The organism is Neptuniibacter halophilus, from assembly GCF_030295765.1.
GTDB classification, from domain to species: Bacteria; Pseudomonadota; Gammaproteobacteria; order Pseudomonadales; family Balneatricaceae; genus Neptuniibacter; species Neptuniibacter halophilus.
Genome location: NZ_AP027292.1, coordinates 2,269,167 through 2,289,703, shown reverse-complemented (window position 1 = coordinate 2,289,703; position 20,537 = coordinate 2,269,167). Strand labels below are relative to the sequence as shown.

18 protein-coding genes, 4 tRNA genes and 1 other RNA gene are annotated in these 20,537 nt (G+C 55.6%); 11 read left to right on the top strand and 12 right to left on the bottom strand.

The genetic code is table 11. The annotated features are described in order from the left end of the window. Nucleotides 1–2: 2 nt before the first annotated feature. Complete coding sequence (locus QUD59_RS10600) at nucleotides 3–851, bottom strand: alpha/beta fold hydrolase (RefSeq protein ID WP_286236945.1); 849 nt, start codon at nucleotides 849–851, stop codon at nucleotides 3–5. Nucleotides 852–994: 143 nt separating this feature from the next. Between QUD59_RS10600 and QUD59_RS10595 the strand changes: the two genes are divergently transcribed. Both QUD59_RS10595 and QUD59_RS10590 read left to right on the top strand, forming a co-directional pair. Beyond that, nucleotides 995–2,290: an efflux RND transporter periplasmic adaptor subunit gene (locus tag QUD59_RS10595; RefSeq protein WP_286236943.1), complete on the top strand. Its 1,296-nt coding sequence runs from the start codon at nucleotides 995–997 to the stop codon at nucleotides 2,288–2,290. Continuing rightward, the gene (locus QUD59_RS10590; RefSeq protein ID WP_286236941.1) at nucleotides 2,283–5,444 is read left to right on the top strand and encodes an efflux RND transporter permease subunit; all 3,162 of its coding nucleotides are present in this window, start codon (nucleotides 2,283–2,285) and stop codon (nucleotides 5,442–5,444) included. Before QUD59_RS10595 ends, QUD59_RS10590 begins: the two co-directional genes overlap by 8 nt. A gap of 14 nt (nucleotides 5,445–5,458) precedes the next feature. Here QUD59_RS10590 and QUD59_RS10585 read toward each other — a convergent pair whose 3' ends face one another. Beyond that, nucleotides 5,459–5,803: a PilZ domain-containing protein gene (locus QUD59_RS10585; RefSeq protein WP_286236940.1), complete on the bottom strand. Its 345-nt coding sequence runs from the start codon at nucleotides 5,801–5,803 to the stop codon at nucleotides 5,459–5,461. A 312-nt stretch (nucleotides 5,804–6,115) separates the two neighbouring features. Here QUD59_RS10585 and dapC point away from each other — a divergent pair, with 312 nt between their 5' ends. From dapC to QUD59_RS10550, 7 genes are all read left to right on the top strand, one after another. Continuing rightward, nucleotides 6,116–7,312 carry a succinyldiaminopimelate transaminase gene (dapC, locus tag QUD59_RS10580; RefSeq protein ID WP_286236939.1) on the top strand — a complete coding sequence of 399 codons (1,197 nt, stop codon included), beginning with the start codon at nucleotides 6,116–6,118 and terminating at the stop codon, nucleotides 7,310–7,312. Nucleotides 7,313–7,332: 20 nt separating this feature from the next. Then, nucleotides 7,333–7,677, top strand: a complete 345-nt coding sequence (locus QUD59_RS10575) for an ArsC family reductase (protein ID WP_286236937.1) — start codon at nucleotides 7,333–7,335, stop codon at nucleotides 7,675–7,677. Nucleotides 7,678–7,725: 48 nt separating this feature from the next. After that, entirely contained in the window at nucleotides 7,726–8,757 is a 1,032-nt protein-coding gene (dapD, locus tag QUD59_RS10570) for a 2,3,4,5-tetrahydropyridine-2,6-dicarboxylate N-succinyltransferase (protein WP_286236935.1), read from the top strand. Between the two features lie 99 nt (nucleotides 8,758–8,856). Continuing rightward, nucleotides 8,857–10,002, top strand: coding sequence for a succinyl-diaminopimelate desuccinylase (gene dapE, locus QUD59_RS10565; RefSeq protein ID WP_286236934.1), 1,146 nt, complete (start codon nucleotides 8,857–8,859; stop codon nucleotides 10,000–10,002). 6 nt (nucleotides 10,003–10,008) lie between these two features. Continuing rightward, the gene (locus tag QUD59_RS10560; RefSeq protein WP_286236933.1) at nucleotides 10,009–10,839 is read left to right on the top strand and encodes a putative RNA methyltransferase; all 831 of its coding nucleotides are present in this window, start codon (nucleotides 10,009–10,011) and stop codon (nucleotides 10,837–10,839) included. Then, the gene (locus QUD59_RS10555) at nucleotides 10,836–11,108 is read left to right on the top strand and encodes a hypothetical protein (protein WP_286236932.1); all 273 of its coding nucleotides are present in this window, start codon (nucleotides 10,836–10,838) and stop codon (nucleotides 11,106–11,108) included. Before QUD59_RS10560 ends, QUD59_RS10555 begins: the two co-directional genes overlap by 4 nt. Further along, nucleotides 11,101–11,484 carry a hypothetical protein gene (locus QUD59_RS10550; protein WP_286236931.1) on the top strand — a complete coding sequence of 128 codons (384 nt, stop codon included), beginning with the start codon at nucleotides 11,101–11,103 and terminating at the stop codon, nucleotides 11,482–11,484. The genes QUD59_RS10555 and QUD59_RS10550 overlap by 8 nt, the downstream gene beginning before the upstream one ends. Nucleotides 11,485–11,507: 23 nt before the next feature. Here QUD59_RS10550 and QUD59_RS10545 read toward each other — a convergent pair whose 3' ends face one another. Next, nucleotides 11,508–11,963, bottom strand: a complete 456-nt coding sequence (locus QUD59_RS10545; RefSeq protein WP_286236930.1) for a hypothetical protein — start codon at nucleotides 11,961–11,963, stop codon at nucleotides 11,508–11,510. A 78-nt stretch (nucleotides 11,964–12,041) separates the two neighbouring features. Here QUD59_RS10545 and greB point away from each other — a divergent pair, with 78 nt between their 5' ends. Continuing rightward, nucleotides 12,042–12,563, top strand: coding sequence for a transcription elongation factor GreB (greB, locus tag QUD59_RS10540; RefSeq protein WP_286236928.1), 522 nt, complete (start codon nucleotides 12,042–12,044; stop codon nucleotides 12,561–12,563). Nucleotides 12,564–12,569: 6 nt separating this feature from the next. Here greB and QUD59_RS10535 read toward each other — a convergent pair whose 3' ends face one another. Further along, entirely contained in the window at nucleotides 12,570–13,493 is a 924-nt protein-coding gene (locus QUD59_RS10535) for a LysR family transcriptional regulator (protein WP_286236926.1), read from the bottom strand. Between the two features lie 94 nt (nucleotides 13,494–13,587). Between QUD59_RS10535 and QUD59_RS10530 the strand changes: the two genes are divergently transcribed. Beyond that, a complete protein-coding gene (locus QUD59_RS10530; protein WP_286236924.1) occupies nucleotides 13,588–15,507 on the top strand; it encodes an FAD-binding monooxygenase in 1,920 nt (639 codons plus the stop codon). A gap of 52 nt (nucleotides 15,508–15,559) precedes the next feature. Here the strand turns inward: QUD59_RS10530 and QUD59_RS10525 are convergent, their stop codons facing one another. The 8 genes from QUD59_RS10525 to QUD59_RS10490 form a co-directional block, all read right to left on the bottom strand. Continuing rightward, the gene (locus tag QUD59_RS10525) at nucleotides 15,560–16,417 is read right to left on the bottom strand and encodes an MliC family protein (protein ID WP_286236923.1); all 858 of its coding nucleotides are present in this window, start codon (nucleotides 16,415–16,417) and stop codon (nucleotides 15,560–15,562) included. A gap of 427 nt (nucleotides 16,418–16,844) precedes the next feature. Continuing rightward, nucleotides 16,845–16,981: non-coding RNA, RtT sRNA (locus tag QUD59_RS10520), on the bottom strand. Between the two features lie 40 nt (nucleotides 16,982–17,021). Then, nucleotides 17,022–17,097: transfer RNA gene (locus tag QUD59_RS10515), tRNA-Lys, on the bottom strand. Nucleotides 17,098–17,132: 35 nt separating this feature from the next. Continuing rightward, nucleotides 17,133–17,208, bottom strand: a tRNA-Lys gene (locus QUD59_RS10510). 11 nt (nucleotides 17,209–17,219) lie between these two features. Next, nucleotides 17,220–17,295 (bottom strand) — tRNA-Asn (locus QUD59_RS10505). A gap of 15 nt (nucleotides 17,296–17,310) precedes the next feature. Beyond that, a tRNA-Ser gene (locus QUD59_RS10500) sits at nucleotides 17,311–17,398 on the bottom strand. A gap of 169 nt (nucleotides 17,399–17,567) precedes the next feature. Further along, a complete protein-coding gene (locus QUD59_RS10495) occupies nucleotides 17,568–19,226 on the bottom strand; it encodes an electron transfer flavoprotein-ubiquinone oxidoreductase (RefSeq protein WP_286236922.1) in 1,659 nt (552 codons plus the stop codon). A 223-nt stretch (nucleotides 19,227–19,449) separates the two neighbouring features. Continuing rightward, complete coding sequence (locus QUD59_RS10490) at nucleotides 19,450–20,505, bottom strand: AraC family transcriptional regulator (protein WP_286236921.1); 1,056 nt, start codon at nucleotides 20,503–20,505, stop codon at nucleotides 19,450–19,452. Nucleotides 20,506–20,537 lie beyond the last annotated feature (32 nt).

The window sequence follows — 20,537 nt, the reverse complement described above, 5'->3', positions numbered from 1 at the left end:
CTCTACTTATTTCGATGGGTTCGCAACCAGCTCTGTACCCGCAGAATCTGCTCCTCCTCCATCAGCGAGGGAACATGAGGTACGCCGGGCACAGAAAACAGCTCCAGTTTATCGTTTGCCTGCATCCGCTGCACGGTTTCCGCCTGTAATACATCGGATTCTTCACCCCAGATCAGCAGTTGCGGTATATCGATCGCCGACCAGAACGGCCAGAGGTTCACATCTTCAGTGACGCTTGCCTTGAGCGAACTGGCGATGGCCGGATCATAGCGCAGACAGAACTCGCCCGTCGCCAGTTGTTTACTGCCGTGCAGAGCCAGATGCTGCCACTGACGATCACTGAGATTGCGCAACGCCAGATAGGTCTCCCGCATAAAGGCTTCTACCTCATTGAGGCTGGCGAAGGTTTTTTCACCCAGATAATCACTGATCCGCTGCAGCGCCGAGGCGGGAACAAACGCCCCGATATCATTCAGAACCAGCCGCCGGATCGGTGAGCCGGGCATTGCAGCCAGACAGATCCCGATAATGCCGCCCATGGAGGTGCCTACCCAGTCCACTTCGTCAACGTCCAGTCGCGCCAGCAGCGCCGTCATATCATTCAGGTATTGAGGAATCGCATAGGCCTGTCCGGCAGGCAGCCAGTCGCTCTGTCCACGCCCCACCACATCCGGGCAGATCACCCGGTAATCCCGGGAAAGTGCCAGCGCCAGATCATCGAAATCGCGACTGTTACGCGCCAGGCCATGGACACAGACCACCACCCGTTCGTTATCAGCGCTGCCCCACTCATGGTAAACCATGCGGTGAAATCCACTGGCGTTCAAACAACGTATGCTACTGGTACGCATAGTCTCTCCCGATGCAAATGATTTCAGTAAGTTAGCACGGACACTCTAATTGTAAAGATCACCGACAAAAGCTGACTGCGGCGAACGGAATCAGATACTATGTCAGCCAAGAGGTGTCTCCCGTTGAGTAATGGATTCGGAACATGAGCAATTCTTCAACTGCAAATCACTCCCGTCTGGTTAAATGGCTGCTGCCACTGATCATCGTCAGCGTTGCTACAGGTGCCTTTTTCCTGCTGATAAAAAGTAAACCTCAGGCCCCCTCCCGCCCGGTCACCGAAAAAGTATGGAGCGTGCAGACCGTCAGCGCCGAGCCCGGCAACCATCAACCGGTACTGACGCTCTATGGCAAGGTTGAATCACCGCGAATGACCCACATGACGGCCGCAGTCACTGCATTTGTCCAACGCGTTGATACCGATGAAGGGCGTGCCGCTGAAGCGGATCAGTTATTAATTCAGCTGGATGACCGGGACGCCCGTCTGCTGGTCGAGCAACGTCAGGCCGATGTGGACAACTATCTGGCTCAGATCGATGCGGAAAAAGTCCGCCACCAGACCGACCTCAACGCACTGAAAATCGAAAAACAGCTACAGCAGCTCAGCCTGAAAACCGTAGAGCGCTATCAGAACCTGATTAAACGCAAGGTGAGCAGCCAGGAGCAACTGGATACCGCACGCCGGGACTACCACCAGCAGTCTCTCTCCATCACCCAGCGTGAGCAGGCGATTGCAGACCATCCTAACCGCCTGAACCAACTGGAAGCCCAGCTTAAACGTGCCCGCAGCCTGCTTCAGGCCGCCGAACTCGACCTGCAGCGCACCCAGATCCGAGCCCCGTTTACAGGCCGTATTGCCAGCCTCAACGTCGCTCCCGGCGACCGGGTTCAAACCGGTGCTGCGCTGCTCAGTATGTACAGTCAGGAACGACTCGAAGTACGTGCACAAATCCCCAACCGCTTACTGCCCCTGCTACGTCAGCAGATCGATGCAGAAATACGCGGTCAGGCCAATCTGGACGGTCAGACCCTGACCCTGAGTCTCGACCGTGTCGCCGCGGCGGTCGGTTCCGGTCGGGCCGGGGTTGATGCCCTGTTCCGGATTGAAAACGGAACCTACCTGCCCGAACCCGGCCGTTCTCTGGCGATAAAAATCCAGATGCCCGCTGTAGAACAGAGCATCGCGGTTTCTCCCCTCGCACTCTACGGCCTGAACCGTGTCTATCTGGAAAAAGAGGGACGAATGACTGCGGTTGAAGTGGATCGGATCGGCGATCTCGTCACCTCAGACGGGGCTGAACGGGTGCTGATTCGCAGCCCGCAGATCCGTGCCGGCGACCGGATTATCACCACTCAGTTACCCAATGCGATCTCCGGGCTCAGGGTGAAAGACGTCACAGAACCCGACGTAATCGCGGCTCAGGGAGCCTCTGATGAATAACTATCAGGGGCCTATGCAAAATCTGACAGCCGTCTTCGCCAGCCACCGGGTGGCAGCAAACCTGTTTATGATGCTGATGATCCTCGCCGGTGTCTGGGGGCTGAAAAATCTCAATACTCAGTTTTTCCCCAGCTTCGAGCTGGACATCATCACCGTGTCTGTCCCCTGGAGTGGCGCCGCCGCCGAGGATGTAGAAAGTTCCGTCATCCTGCCAATTGAGGAGGAGCTGAAATCCCTGACCGGTATCGACACCCTCTACTCCACCGCCCAACAGGGCTCTGCCTCCATTCGTATCGAGGTGGATGAAGACACCGATGTTGATTACCTGCTCGATGAGGTAAATCAGAAGATCGACAACGTGCGCCGGGAGCTACCCTCCGATGTGGAGGAACCACTGGTGCAGCGGGTAATCCGCTACGAGCAGATCGCCAGCCTGATTATCAGCAGTGAAAATGGATCGCTGGAGGAGCTGCGTCCTTTCGCCCAGCGCTTTGAGCAGGAGCTGCTCGACCGGGGCATTAACAAGATCGACTTTACCGGCCTGCCCGACCGGCAGATCCGGATCGAGCTGGCCGCAGAACAACTGAACGAACTGAACATGACCATGGCCGACGTGGCCAGCAGCATCCGCCTGCGCAGCCTTGATCTGCCCGCCGGCACCGCCGCGAAAGGCGACGGCGCGCGGCAGATTCGCAGCCTGAATCAGCAGCGTGATGCAGAAGGGTTTCGCCAGTTACCGGTAATCACCGATCAGGAGGGGCGTCTGGTTCGTCTCGGCGATATCGCAGACGTCAGACTGACCACTAAAGACAGTCAGGTACTGCTGCAGTACAAAGGCAACCCTGCGGTGATGATTCGCCTGCGCCGCACCGAAAATCAGGACACCCTGAAATCCGCCAGAATTCTCAACCAGTGGCTGGAGGAAACCCGGCCCACCCTGCCGGCCAATATCAGCATGGTCACCTATGACGAGCGCTGGCAACCGGTGCAACAGCGTATCAACCTGCTGCTGAAAAACGGCCTCAGTGGGCTGGTACTGGTCATCGCCATTCTGTTCCTGTTTCTGAACGCCCGGGTCGCCTTCTGGGTCACCGTGGGCATTCCGGTCTCGTTCCTGGCGACGTTGGCAGTACTGTACGGTATTGGCGGCACGATCAATATGATCAGCCTGTTCGGCCTTATCATGGCGCTGGGGATCATTGTTGACGATGCAATCGTCGTCGGAGAGGACACCCTGACCCACGTTCAGCGCGGCGAACCCGGCCTGCAGGCCGCGATCGGCGGCGCCCACCGGATGCTGGCCCCGGTTACCGCCTCATCTCTGACCACCATCGCCGCGTTTTTGCCACTGCTGCTGATCAGCGGCCGGATCGGTAATATCCTCATCGATATTCCGACGGTCGTGATCTGTGTGATTCTCGCCTCGTTGGTCGAGTGTTTCCTGATCCTGCCCGGCCACCTGCACCACAGCATTAAAGGGGTTCAGGACCTGCACCCTTCGCCCCTGCGTATCCGGCTGGACAATGCGTTCAACCACTTCCGTGACCACCGTTTCCGCCGTCTGGTGAAACTGGCGGTGCGTTACCGGGGAGCCACTGTGGCCGCCGCTCTGGCGATGTTTATCCTTGCCATCGGTCTGATGGCCGGCGGGCGGATCAAATTCACCTTTTTCCCGGCGGTTGAACGCGACAGCATGGTTGCAAACGTACAATTTGCTGCCGGTACCGACAGCCAGATCGTCGACCGTTTTATCCTCCATCTGGACAAAACGCTGGCAGAGACAGACGCAGCACTGGGAGGAGGCAATGTTAAAGTAGCCTTCCAGCGACTGCGCAGCGCCGCCTTCTCCCGCACCTCCGCATCGGGCAACAGCGGTGACGAATTTGGCTCCCTGCTGATTGAGCTGCAGCCCGGCGACAGCCGCGAAATCAGCACGGCGGAACTGAACCGTGCCTGGCGAAAACGGATTGTGCTCCCGGCCGGTATCGAAAAGTTCTCCATCGATGTTTCCCAGACCGGGCCACCGGGCAAACCGATCGAGGTTAAGCTTTCCGGCACCGATATCCGCAATATCAAACAGGCATCACTGGATTTGCAGGAGTTGCTGAAAGGTTATGTCGGCCTGAGCAATATCGACGACGACCTGCCATTTGGTAAATCTCAGTTGATCTACGAGCTGACGCCGGCCGGTAAAATCGCCGGTATGACGCTGGACAGCGTCGGCCGTCAGTTACGGGCCGCGTTTGATGGCATGGAGGTACAGAACTTCTACCAGAATCGTGATGAGGTAGAAGTACGCATTCAGTTGCGTGAATCCGAGCGGGACCGGCTCAGCAGTATCGAGCAACTGCCGGTGGTACTGCCCGATGGCGGCACCACACCGCTGAGTAACGTCGTCAGTTTCCGCGCTAAACAGGGGCTCGATACCCTGACCCGGGTGGACGGACAACTGTCGATCAAAGTGACCGCCGATCTGGATGAATCCGCAGCCAACGCCGATGAGATCATCGCCGACCTGAAGGCAGGCAAACTGGATCAGATTCTCAGCCAGTACGGTATCAGCGCCAGCTTTGAGGGTAAAAACAAGAGTCAGCGCGAAACCCTCGACGACATGAAGCTCGGCCTGTTCCTGGCTCTGACGCTGATTTTCATTATCCTCGCCTGGGTCTTCGCGTCTTATAGCTGGCCGATTGCGGTGATGCTGGCGATTCCTCTGGGGCTGACCGGTGCGATTCTGGGCCACGGCGTAATGGGCCTGAGCATGACCATCCTTTCGCTGTTCGGCTGTTTCGGCTTGTCCGGTATCGTCATTAACGACTCGATTGTGCTCGTGACGTTTTACAAACAACTGCGAAAAACCGGTATGGCCGTAGAAGAGGCCATTGTAGAAGCGGCGTGTCAGCGTTTGCGGGCGGTATTACTGACCTCCCTGACCACCATTGCCGGTCTGACGCCGATTCTGTTTGAGACCTCGCTGCAGGCCCAGTTCCTGATTCCGATGGCGGTTGCTATCGTTTTTGGTCTCGCTTACGGCACACTGCTGATCCTGCTGTTTGTACCGGCAACCCTGACGTTTATCGAAGATATGCGCAGCAGGCTGGGGCTGAAAAACCATGACCTCCCGGAGCAGGATAAACAGGTGACTGCGCAATAGATCGTGGCACCTGCTTAGTGCAGGTGCCGATCAATAAAGCCCTGCAGCACCTGACTCGCCTGCTGGTCGATGCTGAGAATAGACAGGCCGTAACGCAGGCATGTTTGCGACTGGCGCTGGTTGTAGACCACCCGGCAAAGGCAGTGCAGGGGCTGATCATCGATACCAAAATGCAGGTACAGCTCCAGCGGAGCCCCGATAACCGGTGGCTTCAGCCCGGCCATTTCAGGCCCGCCTTCCACCAGCATCCCTCCCAGACTGAGGTTAATCAGACTGACGTCCACTGACTCCCCCTCCCGGGTTGCCAGCTCAGCCGGTAACTGCACATGGATGCGGGGATGAATTCGTCTCTCGTTCATAGCATTGGCTGTTTTTTCAAACATTTGTTAGTCGTTTCTTTGCAGAATAGTTGTATTTTCCCCGGACTCCAAGTGATGAGATCAGAAACAAACACGCCAAGCTGTTGCTTTACAATGCTTTAACCTTATTCCTCCCCACTCGGATGGCAGGTTTTTCATGCCCGCCAACCACAACTGAGCAGCGATAATTCAGCCAGAACCGACAAAAAATAGGTCTTAATCCTAGTGCGGTTCTCAGGTATAATTTTGCGCCTGAATTTCTGCTCTCTGTTTTCACCAACCGGCCCGGCCAAGGGCGTTTATAGGACCTGTATGAACCGCGATCTCAGTCTGCTCCAGCCCTACCCATTTGAAAAACTGACCGCACTCAAAGCTGAGGTAACGCCACCGGCGGATCTGGAACATATTGCCCTCTCCATCGGTGAACCGAAACACCCGGCACCACCGTTCGTCGCTGAGTGTCTGACCGATAATATCGATAAACTGGCCAACTACCCGACCACCAAAGGGATGCCGGAGCTGCGTCAGGCGATTGCTGAGTGGTGCACCCGTCGCTTCCAACTGGCCGAAGGCAGCCTGAATGCAGAAGACCATGTCCTGCCAGTTAACGGTACCCGTGAAGCGATCTTTGCCTTCACTCAGGCCGCGGTCAACCGCGCCCCGGATGCGCTGGTACTGTCGCCAAATCCGTTCTATCAAATATACGAAGGCGCCGCTTATCTGGCAGGTGCAGAGCCGTACTACCTGAACTGCCTGCCGGAAAACGGTTTTATCCCGGATTATGATGCCATTCCTGAATCCGTATGGCAGCGTTGCCAGTTGCTGTTTATCTGCTCACCGAGCAACCCGACCGGCGCAGTAACCGATCTGCCCACCCTGAAGAAACTGATCGCACTGTCCGACAAGTACGATTTCATTATCGCTTCAGACGAATGCTACTCCGAGATCTATCTGGATGAAGCGCAGCCACCGGTTGGCCTGCTGCAGGCCTGTGCCGAGCTGGGCCGTAACGATTACAAAAACTGCGTGGTCATGCACAGCCTGTCGAAACGCTCCAACCTGCCGGGTCTGCGTTCCGGGTTCATTGCCGGAGATGCGTCTCTGCTGGGGCCGTTCCTGTCCTACCGGACTTACCATGGCTGCTCCATGCCGATTCAGCACCAACTGGCGTCGATTGCAGCCTGGAAAGATGAAGACCACGTGCTCGATAACCGCGACCAGTATCGCCATAAATTCGATGCGGTGATCCGCATTCTGGAGCCGGTGATGGACGTACAGCGTCCTGAAGCCAGCTTCTACCTCTGGGCGAAAACCCCGATTGCAGACGACAAATTTGCTCAGGGCCTGTTCGCTTCACAGAATGTAACCGTACTTCCGGGACGTTATCTCTCCCGTGAAACCGAAGGTCAGTTGCCGGGTGCCGGATTTGTCCGCATGGCGCTGGTTGCCACCGTAGATGAGTGCGTGGAAGCAGCCCAACGTATCCGCGATTACGTTGAATCACTGTAAGCGATGACCGGAGAGTACCCATGATTACGATTTACGGAATCCCTAACTGCGATACCATCAAAAAAGCCCGTAAATGGCTGGAAGCCAATGGCGTAGACTATCAGTTCCACGACTTCCGCAAACAGGGCCTGAGCGCAGAGCAGTTGCAGGGCTGGGCAGATGAGCTGGGGTGGGAAACCCTGCTCAACAAACGCGGCACCACATGGCGCCAGCAGCCTGATGAAGTGAAAGCCAATATCGATGAAGCATCCGCCATCGCGCTGATGCTGGAACATCCGGCCATGATCAAACGCCCGGTGCTGGACACCGGCGCGCTGCGCAAGGTCGGCTTTAAAGATACAGAATATGCGGCGTTGCTGGGTTAACCCCCACGCCGAGAAGTCACGAATTTAAATTTATATCTGGAGATTAACATGGCAAATTTTGCATTCGGCCTGGGTGTAGGCACCAAGTCTTCCGCCGGTGAACTGCTGGAAGTTTATTACAACGCACCTCTGCTGAACGCAGACGAGGCGATGCTGAAGGCGGTTGCCGATAAGGTCGGCTATAACGGCGGCAATCAGGCGATTGAACTGCAGGAATCACAGCTCAAAGATCTGGAAGCTGCCTTCCTGTCTGTCGGCGCTGAAGAGCAGGCAGAGATCGTAGAGATTCTGGAAGGCACTCAGCAGCCACTGCTGCTGTGCATTCTGGAAAACGACGAAGCGCCAGCCAGCACGGCTGAAGCCTACCTGAAGCTGTCCCTGCTGTCGCACCGTCTGGTTAAGCCTCATGGTATCAACCTGACCGGCATCTTCGGCCTGCTGCCTAACGTTGCCTGGACCAGCGAAGGCGCTATCTCTCTGGACGATCTGCCAAAACGCCAGCTGGCTGCCCGTGCTCAGGGCCGCATCCTGAGCGTTAACTCTGTGGATAAATTCCCGAAAATGACGGATTACGTGGTACCTGCCGGCATCCGTATCGGTGACGCGACCCGCGTTCGTCTGGGCGCACACGTGGGCGAAGGCACCACAGTTATGCACGAAGGTTTCGTTAACTTCAACGCCGGCACACTGGGCGTAAGCATGGTTGAAGGCCGTATCTCTGCGGGCGTTGTGGTAGGTAACGGTTCCGATCTGGGCGGTGGATGCTCTACGATGGGCACTCTGTCCGGCGGCAACAACGTAGTGATCTCTGTTGGCGAAAACTGCCTGCTGGGTGCCAACGCAGGTCTGGGTCTGCCTCTGGGCGATCGCTGCACTCTGGAAGCGGGTCTGTACGTCACTGCGGGCTCCAAAGTCACACTGCTGGATGACCAGAACAACGAAGTCGGCACCGTAAAAGCCGCTGAACTGGCCGGCAAACCTGACCTGCTGTTCCGTCGCAACTCCCAGAACGGTCGTATTGAGGTGAAAACCAACAAAAGCGCGATCGAACTGAACGAAGAGCTGCACAAGCACAACTAAGTGCTGAACGCCCGGCAGATCTCTCTGCCGGGCCGCCTGCGGCCTCCCGCCGCTGCTAAAACAGACTATCCTTAACCTGCCTGACGCGGAACCCAGATTATGACCCAACACCTCTCTGCCACCATTGAACTGGCTAAAGACCTGATCAACCGCCGCTCGGTTACCCCCGAGGACGCCGGCTGTCAGGACCTGATGATTGAGCGCCTGGAAGCACTGGGTTTTAAAATCGAGCGACTGCAGTTTGAAGAGGTTAAAAACTTCTGGGCCCGCCGCGGCGATTCCGGCCCGTTGTTCTGTTTTGCCGGCCATACCGATGTCGTCCCTTCCGGTCCGGAAGAGCGCTGGGAGTTCCCGCCGTTTGAAGCCCGGGTTGAACAGGGCATGCTCTGTGGCCGTGGCGCTGCCGATATGAAAGGCAGTCTGGCTGCGTTTATGACCGCTCTGGAGCGCTTTATTGAGCACCACCCGGACCATGACGGCTCCATCGGCCTGCTGATCACCAGCGACGAAGAGGGCCCCTGGGTCAACGGAACCACCCGTGTAGTGGATCATCTGGAAGCCCGTAACGAGAAGATCACCTGGTGTATCGTGGGCGAGCCATCCAGCACTGAACAGGTCGGTGATGTAATCAAGAACGGGCGCCGCGGTTCTCTTGGCGGTAGTCTGACCGTGCGCGGCGTGCAGGGCCATGTTGCTTATCCGCATCTGGTAAAAAACCCGATCCATATGGCGGCACCAGCGCTGGCTGAACTGGCGGCTGAAGTCTGGGATGAAGGCAACGACTTTTTCCCGCCAACCAGCTTCCAGATCTCCAACATTAATGGCGGTACCGGCGTAACCAACGTTGTGCCGGGCCATGTGGATGTGATGTTTAACTTCCGTTTCTCCACTGAAGTCACGGCGGATGAACTGAAAGACCGGGTCCACGCTATTCTCAACAAACACAATCTGGAATGGGACATCGACTGGACGCTGTCCGGCAACCCGTTCCTGACGGCCGAAGGCAATCTGGTAGAAGCCTGTCAGGCATCGATCAAGGCCATTACCGGTCTGGATACCGAGCTGTCCACCTCCGGCGGCACCTCCGATGGTCGTTTTATCGCACCGACCGGTGCTCAGGTTGTTGAACTGGGCCCGATCAATAAAACCATTCACAAGGTGGATGAACGGGTAAGCTGCAAAGATCTGGACACCCTGTCCGACCTTTATGAGAACATTCTTGCCCGTCTGCTGAGCAAGGGCTGAGTCAGCATGCAGCTAACCTGCCCGGTCTGTCAGGCCCTGCTGAAGCAGCAGGAAACCAACCTTCGCTGCGATAATAACCACAGCTTTGACGCTGCGCGTCAGGGCTACTGGAATCTGCTGCTGGCGCATAAAAAGCGCTCCAGAGATCCGGGCGACAATCCAGCCATGGTGCAGGCACGCCGGGCATTTCTGGATCAGGGGTTTTATCAGCCCCTGTCTGATCAGATCAATCAACTGGCCCTTTCGTCACTGGGTGACACAGAGCACCCGTCGGTTCTGGATATGGGCTGCGGCGAGGGCTATTACACCGATCGCCTGCAACAGGCCCTGCTAGAGGCTCAGGTCGATGCAGAACTATACGGGCTGGATATCTCCAAGCACGCAGTCAAAGCGGCCTGCCAGCGCAGCAAACAGATCCACTGGCTGGTTGCTTCCGGGGCCAGCACACCACTGCCTGATAACAGCCTGAGCCTGCAACTGGTCTTGTTCAGCCGACTGATGCCGGAAGCGTTAGCGAAACCCATGCAGCCCGGTGCCGCCCTGTTGGTTGCCTGGCCCGGTGAACAACACCTGATAGAACTGCGCAAACTGATCTATCAGGAGATCCGCGAAAGCCAGTTTGACCCGGTAAGCACGCTCGCAGAGCAGTTCAGTCTGCAATCAATCCAGCCGGTCAGTTATTCGTTCACGCTGAACAGCCCCGAGCAGATCAGCACTCTGCTGCAGATGACTCCTCACGGCCAGCGACTTAAGCAGGAAGCCCGCGAACGTATCTGCCAGCTACCCGAACTGGAGCTGACACTGGATGTCAATCTGGGCCTGTTTCTGCGTCGATGAAAAACCGCCTGAAACGCTGGTTTTACCAGCTGACGCAGAACCCCCGCCGCAATCTGGCGATGCTCGGCATCGGTTTCGTGGTGTTCTTTATCGGCCTGATTCTGCTGGGCAGTGCCGAGTTTCTGCTTAAAAGCTCTGTTTCTCAGGAGTTACTCGCCCTGCTTGGCTTGATCATCCTCTGCGCCGGCCTCATACTGGCGGCCATAGGCTATATCAGCCTCAGCATCCTGCGCATCATCCGATTTATTAGCGACGACAAACATGACTGACCAGAGACACCCGGATATCGAGATCTACGTTAAAAACTGCTCCCGCGAGCAGATTGAGGAGTGGTTACGCAGCAGCGCCGAGGCCGTGGAGTTCCTCTCCAGCAAAGGCCAGATCCATGAACTCAGCCTTCAGTTCGGCAGCGAGTCAGTTGCTGTGATGATCCATGAAAAGGTGGCCGGAAAAGCCTGGACCAGCGTCTGGTTCAAGTCTGACAAAACCCCCTGGGAGAAAGATCTGGACTGCGCTCACGCGGCCTCAGAAGGACTGGCAACCCAGATCCGCTGCATCGCCTCAGGCTGGAACGACGGCGATGATCCGGATGAATACTGGAAGGTAGAAAACGGCAACGCCGAAAAGATTCAGTGGCAGAACTGAGCGCTACAACTGCGCTTTATCGATCAGGCAGCCGTTCGGATCTGCTGCCGCGACGTTTCGATCTCATCGACCATCAACTGACCCGTTGAGATCAACCCCACACGGGCATACTCATCAGACGCCAGCGCCTGCTGGCGCGGACTGTGACTCAGGGTGTGCAGATAGCCGTTCACATAAGCAAAATCGCCCACCAGCCCGTCATGCACTGCGGTATTCAACCGCTCCACAACCTGATCGTTATGCAGCTCATTAGGATCAGGGTAAACCGACTCATCCTGTGGCAGACGAAACTCAGCGGAGGAGGTTTGTGCGGCCTGTTCCGGACGCATCAGCTGCTGATTGGAATGGATCAGACTCAACAGCATGGAGAACTGCGCACCGCTGCCGCTCTGAACCGCCTGGCTCAGACCTGAGGTGTAGCCCTCAATCCGGGTTTGAATCTGTTCGGTGCGCATCTGATCGATCTGGAAAGTCTGCAAAAGAGTGTCCCGTTTTTATCGGCGCAGGGTTAAAATTCTTTATCGGAAATTTTCATCTATTTGAGAGGGAGTCTGCAGATGGGCAGATGGCGGGCACCACAGCCACGGAGTTCTAAATACATCACCGCCGAAGGCTACAAAAGACTTAACGATGAACTGAAATACCTGTGGAAGGTGAAGCGTCCGGAAGTGACCCAGTCGGTCAAGGAAGCCGCCGCTCAGGGAGACCGCTCAGAGAACGCTGAATATATCTATGGCAAGAAACAACTGCGTGAGATCGACCGCCGGGTGCGCTACCTTTCCAAACGGCTGGAGGATATGGTGGTGGTCGACCGACCACCCACCGCAGATAAACGGGATACGGTTTTCTTTGCCGCCTGGGTGACGTTGCTGGACGAAGATGAGCAGGAGAAACGCTACCGCATCGTCGGCCCGGATGAGATCGATGCCGGCTCGGATTATATCTCGATGGATTCCCCCCTCGCCCGACTGCTGCTGAAGAAGCAACTGGGAGACGAGGTCTGCCTGACCAAACCCGATGGCAGCGAGATCTGGTATGAGATCATCGCCATCGATTACAACGAGGCCAGCCCGCTCTGACCCGCGTCAGAGCGCGAGCCCGAATTCCGGCGCCTGATGATCCAGCGCCTCGGTAAAGTTCAGCAACAACTGCCGCACCTTACCCAGATCTGGCCGCTCCGCATTGTCAGGTGAAGACCAGAGCGCGATATCCCGCCGGGTATGACGCTCCCCCTCCACCGCTAACATCTGCTCCTGTTCAACCTCTCCGGTCATCAGCGCCAGCCTTGCCGGCAGGCGCACCAGCATGTCACTGGTCTGCAACAGGTGCAGAACCGAGCGAATACTACCGGTAAAGGCAACCCTTGCCGCGGCAACGCCAGCCGGTGCCTCTTCATCTTCGAGAAACCCCGCGCTGGCCCCGGCGGTCATCCAGCTCTGCCGGTTCAGCTCATCCCGGCTGAACACCCGCCCACTGCCTGTCAGGTCTGACTGCTTCCCGGCGAACACAGCAGAACGATCACGGAACAACACCTGCCGGTCCAGCTTGCCGTGAGCCACTGAGAGATGCGCGGGGGCCAGCAGGAAATCCAGTTCGCCTTTATTCACCAGATCGATCTGAGCAGCCGCCGAACCGGTACGAAAATGAAACACATACTGTTTTTCTCTGAGAAAGTAATCACTCAGCTCCCGGAAGGTCGCAAACTCCCACAGCGGGTCGACACCGATAACAAACTCAGTTTTTACCCCACTATGAAACTGACGGATCGCCTCCTGACCCTGCTCGGTTTCAGCCAGAATACGTTCGCCGATACGCGACAGCCGGGCACCAATCTCGGTAGGGCTTACGCCATAGCGGGTGCGGATCAGTACCGGCGCTCCGACACGCATTTCCAGTTGTTTGATACTTCGGGTAAGGGTCGGCTGGGTCACATGCAACTGCTCGCAGGCCGCACTGAGCGAGCCCTGCTTCACCACGATAGCCAGTTGTTTCAACAGGTTAGGATTCATCTATTTAATTTCTTTTAGTCTGAAGAAAAAAACCAATTTTTCTTTATACCTTAAGTTAACTAGAGTGAATCGCAAATAACAAGAGGAGACCCCCATGCAGTTTCATCTAGATGGCTTCCACCCCGGCGACCCACGTTACAGCGATCCACAGGACCGGGTTGTTCCGCCCCCGCTTAAGCGCCCACTACCACAGCAGGTTGATGTGATGATCGTCGGCTGTGGCCCGGCAGGCCTCAATCTGGCCGCACAGCTATCCCAATTCGGCAGTATCAGCACCTGCATCGTTGACCAGAAGGACGATCGCCTTCTGGTAGGCCAGGCTGACGGAATCGCCTGCCGCACCATGGAGATGTTTCAGGCCTATGAGTTTGCCGACCAGATTCAACAGGAAGCCTATTGGGTGAACGAAACCGCTTTCTGGAAACCCGATGCCGAACATCCCGGCCAGATCAGCCGCAGCAGCAAAATTCAGGATGTAGAAGATGATCTTTCCGAGTTCCCTCATGTGATCATCAATCAGGCACGGGTTCACGATCACTTCCTTGAGGTAATGCGTCAGAGCCCGGGCAAAGTTGAACCCCACTATTCACGTCGTCTGGTTGACCTTCAGGTAGACACTGAAGCAGAGGACTACCCTGTTACGCTGACCTTTGAACGGGCGGTTAACTACTCCCAATACGGCAAGGAGCAGGAGATCGTTAAAGCCCGCTACGTCGTCGGCTGCGATGGTGCCCGCAGTAGCGTCCGGACGCTGATCGGGCGGGAACTGGTGGGCGATTCCATCAATCAGGCATGGGGGGTCATGGATGTTCTGGCCGTAACTGATTTCCCGGATATCCGCCTCAAAGCCGCGATCCACTCCAACAACGAAGGCAATATGCTGATTATCCCCCGAGAGGGCGGCTATATGGTTCGCCTGTATATTGAGCTGGATAAACTGAAACAGGATGAGCGGATCTCACGGGATGAGATTACCGCCGATTACCTGATCTCCGCCGCCAACCGGATCATGCAGCCCTATACCGTTGAGGTAAAGGAGGTCGCCTGGTGGAGCGTCTACGAAATTGGCCAGCGCCTGACCACCGCCTTTGACGACTCAGAAGAGGGCCGTCTGCCACGTGTATTTCTGGCCGGCGATGCCTGCCATACCCACAGCCCTAAAGCAGGTCAGGGCCTGAACACCTCCGTCAATGACACCTGGAATCTGGGCTGGAAACTGGCCCACGTACTCACCGGTCGCGCAAACCCCGAACTGCTCTCAACATACTCCGCCGAACGTCAGCACGTGGCGCAGATGCTGATCAATTTCGACCGTGAATTCTCAACCATGTTCAGTGCCAAACCAAAATCTGCCGACAACCCAGACGGCGTCGACCCGGCCGAGTTCCAGAAATACTTTGTCCGGTTCGGACGCTACACCGCAGGCACCAGCATCCGCTACAACCCTTCCTCTCTGGTGGGCAGCGGCGAACATCAATCGCTTGCCACCGGACAGACTACGGGGATGCGCTTTCATTCAGCTCCCGCAGTCAGGCTGGCCGATGCCAGACCTGTACAACTGGGCCACTGCGTTAAAGCGGATGCCCGCTGGCATATCTTTGCTTTTGCCGGTCAACAGCCCCCCATGAGCGACCAGTGCCGGGTCAGAGCCCTGTGCGACTTCCTGCAGAATGAACACAACTCTCCGCTGAAACGCTTTACTCCAGCAGGCGCCGATGTAGATTCAGTGATCGACCTGCACGCCATGTTCCAGCAGTATCACCGGGATATAGATGTCGACCAGATCCATCCACTTTTACAGCCGCTTAAGGGCCGTTACGGACTACGGGATTATGAGAAAGTGTTCTGTACCGACCACAGCGGTGCCGGTGACTTTTATGCGCTGCGTGGCATCGACCGGGAACAGGGCTGCCTGATTATTGTTCGCCCCGACCAGTACATCGCTGAGATTCTGCCACTGGACGATTACGCAGGCCTGAGCCGTTTCTTTGAAGGTGTACTCACGCGACCCTGAAACCATCCGCCCTGCTGCCACTGGCAGCGGGGCTCAGTTAAGGCAGGCAAGATCACTCAACCCGCAGACGACAAGTTTGCTCCGGCTGACGCTGATCCCAGACCAACAGCGCTTCCTCGCCTCTGGTCCAGAAATAACGTCCGAACTCCCCGTTATAGCGACTGCCACTGGCGCTGATGGCGGCCGTAAAAACCTGACGCTGGTCGCCATACTCGATAATGGCGGCGGGCAGGGTGCTGGTCTTCACCGGCTGAAAATACACCTCATTGGCGAGGTTATCGCCACAGACATAACGCCGGACGCTGCCCGACTCTCCGCTCCCCCAATCAGCCTCTAACTGAGCGATACGTTGCTGATAACGCTTCAGGGTACAACTACGTTTCTCAGCCATGGCTTTCCAGCACGCATTCCGTCCTTTAATCCAGCCACGCTGCCGGGCCCTGAGTTGCTTAACAGCCTGATCCGGCCTGTCATCCAACCCGGCCGCCCGCCTCAGGCTGACCCGAAAGACCTCATTCAACAGATGATCCAGACGGATCAGCTCCTGATCACCACAGACCAACTGCTCAATTTCGTGTGCTGCCTTATCACAGCTATAACCTGGCTGCTGTGGAGCACTGCCCTCTCGCAGCATCACATTCCGCACCCAACCGACATGGCCCTCATAGGTAACCTTACACCAGACCTTCCCGGCGGCATCTATACGCTGCTGCTGATCCAGCTTCGACCAGTCAGCAAAAGAAAGCCTGCCGACACACCCATGATTGCGCAGCCCATTGTGCCGCGCCGGAATCTGGGTAAGAAGCGTAGCCCCTTCAGCCGGTGCTGACAGTACAGCGGTAACCTGCTCTGTCCGGAAATAATCAGGCCCATCCGCCTCAGCTAACAGCAGAGGGCTTATCACACTCATCAACGAAGCCATCATCAACCTGATCATTCTCACAACAATTAACTCCTCGGCAACGGGCAGATAAGGATGAATTCAGAAAGTGCGGCATGCTAATAAGGGCCGACAGTACCAGAGCTTAATAACCATGAGGTTAGCAGAGAAACATTAAGGTAATACGAGGGTGCGTGGCATTGGGTTCCGGGAGCCGCCCGGCTCGAACCTTTAACGGTTCTCATCCTATACGCAACGCAGTTTCTTGCAGGCATAAAAAAACCAGCCGAGGCTGGAGTTTTTAAGTGGCCGAGACCGAATAGACGTATAGGATTGCTATGCACCTACGGTGACGCCCTGCGGGTCGTTGCCACAAGTGGCAACGCGGTCTCGCCGCTAACACGGCTCGGCTCCGTATCGGTTTCACCATAAACAATGCTAAGACTGTTTTATAAAGTGGTGGGTCGTATAGGAGTACTGCGCACCTTCGGTGCTTGCCCTTCGGGCCATGCTCGCCTGCGAGCATGTTGTCTCGCGGCAGAGCCGCTCGGCTCGAACCTTGACGGTTCTCATCCTATACGCAACGCAGTTTCTTACAGGCATAAAAAAACCAGCCGAGGCTGGAGTTTTTAAGTGGTGGGTCGTATAGGATTCGAACCTATGACCAATTGGTTAAAAGCCAACTGCTCTACCGACTGAGCTAACGACCCAACAGGTGCAGAATCATCTGCTAGATTTTTAAGAGTGGTGGGTCGTATAGGATTCGAACCTATGACCAATTGGTTAAAAGCCAACTGCTCTACCGACTGAGCTAACGACCCAACTCTTAAATTGGCTCCCTGAGCTGGACTCGAACCAGCGACCAATAGATTAACAGTCTACTGCTCTACCAACTGAGCTATCAGGGAACTCTGACATCCTAATGGCGGAGGGACAGGGATTCGAACCCTGGGGCCCTCTCGGACCGCTGGTTTTCAAGACCAGTGCTTTCGACCACTCAGCCATCCCTCCGTAGGATGGGCGCGTATGTTACCCTACTGATTTTTCCTGTCAACCGAATAACGTACTGTTTTTTAAAAAAATCGAGATTATTTCCAACGACCTGAAACACCCGCCCAAAAGCGTTCAGGGTTTAACCAATATAGGCTAAAAAACGACCTGCTGTTGGCTTATTAAGCGCTCACATATTCGGATAATTAGGTCCGCCGGTACCCTCTGGCACAACCCAGCGAATATTCTGCGCGGGGTCTTTAATATCACAGGTTTTGCAGTGCAGACAGTTCTGACTATTAATCTGAAAACGCGGGCCCGCTTCATCCTCAACCACCTCATACACACCCGCCGGACAATAACGCTGTGCAGGTTCTGCATATACCGGCAGATTATTCTGCAACGGTACGTCCGCATCTTTGAGTTGCAGGTGGCAGGGCTGATCCTCTTCGTGGTTGGTGTTGGAGAGGAAAACCGAACTGAGTTTATCAAAGCTGAGTACACCATCCGGTTTCGGGTACTCAATCTGCTTTGCTTCAGCGGCCGGCTTCAGTTGGGCATAATCTTCATGGTTATCATGCAGGGTAACAGGCATCTTACCGGCGAACAGGTTCTGGTCGATAAAGTTAAACGCCCCACCCAGCAATGGACCGAATTTATGCATGGCCGGGCCAAAGTTGCGTGAGCGGAACAGTTCATCGTACAACCACGAACCCTTAAACCGTTCAGCAAAATCCGTCAGTTCTTTGCCACCTTCAGCACTGCTGCTGAGCTCAGCAAATATCGACTCAGCCGCCAGCATCCCGGATTTCATCGCCGTATGCGTGCCTTTAATTTTGGCGAAGTTCAGCGTCCCTGCATTACAGCCCGCTACAATTCCACCCGGGAATGTCATCTTCGGCAGCGCATTAAAACCACCTTTAGTGATCGCCCGCGCACCGTAGGAAACCCGCTTTCCACCCTCCAGATACTGTTTCAGGACCGGATGGTGTTTCATCCGCTGGAATTCATCAAACGGGCTCAGGTAAGGGTTGGCGTAGTTGAGATCCACAATCAGGCCAACAACCACCTGACAGCCCTCGGTGTGATAGAGGAAGAAACCACCACTGGCACCGTCACTCAGCGGCCAGCCGGAACCATGCACTACCAGACCCGGCTGATGTTTATCCGGATCGATATCCCACAGCTCCTTGATGCCCAGTCCATAGTGCTGCGCATCAGCCCCGGCATCCAGAGCAAAACGGCCAATCAGCTCTTTGCCCAGATGGCCCCGGCATCCTTCTGAAAAGATCGTATACTTCGCGTGCAGCTCCATCCCCGGCATATAGCTGTCTTTCTCTTCGCCGCTGGCACTGACCCCCATATCGCCGGTGGCGATGCCTTTAACACTACCGTCTTCGTTATACAGCACTTCAGATGCAGCAAACCCCGGAAATATCTCAACACCGAGCGCTTCGGCCTGTTCCGCCAGCCAACGACAGAGGTTACCCAGGCTGACAATGTAATTGCCTTCGTTATGCATCGTCTTAGGCACCAGAGCATTAGGCACTTTGACCGACTTATCAGCGCTTTTCAGCATAAAGATCTGATCTTCGGTGACCGCAGTATTGAGTGGGGCACCGCGCTCTTTCCAGTCAGGAAACAGTTCATCCAGTGCACGGCTCTCGATCACCGCACCAGAAAGAATATGCGCACCGACTTCAGAGCCCTTCTCTACCACACAAACCGTTAACTCTTTCCCGGCTGCATTTGCCTGCTGCATCAATCGGCAAGCTGCTGACAAACCGGATGGTCCCGCCCCTACGATGACGACATCAAATTCCATCGACTCTCGTGCCGTTGCACTCATCTGTTCACCTCACTCTGTGCTCATGCCACATATTCTGTAGCAATAACAATGGGCTTACAGGCCGATCCTGATCGTCTGTTGCCCGATTAATCTTATTATGGGGAAATGCAGCCCAATCTTCCCGCCGGGGCACGCCAACGGCAATAACAATAAAGCCACAAAAAACTAACAAAAAAGACCAGAATAAATTCAAGCCCCATATTCCGGGGCTTAAACCAAGAGATCAGGAGCCCATTTGCTGGCAATAGGTGTCACTGCGACGATATTCGCCGGGCGTCATCCCCGTCCATTTTTTGAATGAACGGAAAAAAGCGGAGGGTTCATCGAACCCCATCAGACCTGCCACATCGTTGATCGACAACTGAGGGGAGTTCATATAATTGAGCGCAGCCATCTTGCGACACTCATCTTTGATCTTCTGATAGGAAGTATCCTCTTCCAGCAGTCGCCTGCGCAGGGTAGATACCGACATATGCAGACGGTAGGCCACCTCCTCAGCACTGGGCAGTTCCTGGCTGAAGTCTTTACCGATCAGTGCCACCACCTGGGATTTAAGGCTGGTGTCATCATCCACCATCACGATCAGCTGATACGGCGCGGTTTTAAGGAAGCTTTTCAGTGTTTCCGGCGTCTGTACGATAGGAAAATCCAGATAACGTGCCGGAAAAACCAGCGCGTTATCATGCTGATCGAATTTCACTTCAGACTGGAACAGGGTTTTATACTGAGCCACATCCCCCGGTTCAGGAAAGGTGAAATACGCCGCTTTCAACTCCAGCCGCTTACCGATCAGCCAGCAAAGAAAATGGTGCCACATCGACAGTGAGGTCCGGATTCGGCCGCCACTGGCCTCCTTCAGCAACGTCTCCAGAGAGACTTCGGCAGCGTCCGTCGTGGTAAAGGAGAGTTTGGCATAGCGCCCTTTACGCACCAGAAATGGCTTGATTTTGGTACCGCGGCAGATCTCATGGAAATCACTGGCCCGGTAGATAGCCCGCTCAAGCGTTGTGCAGTGGATCAGACAATGACACATCATGCGGAAAGTACCATTAGGTACCTTGCCTCCGCTCAGCAGACCGAAGTATTCATCCTGCGCAATGTAGTAGATCCGCTGGTATAGCATGCCGAATTTTTCCGCCGGAAACTCGGTCTGGCTACCGATTTCAGCAGGATCGATACCCACGTGGTGCAATAGCTGTTCAACACTAAACCCCTGCTCCTCCACCAGTTGCAGCAGATGTTTAACATAGCCGGCAGGCACCGTAATTTTACGCTCCATTGTTATAACCACCTATGGTTTGTTTATTTGAT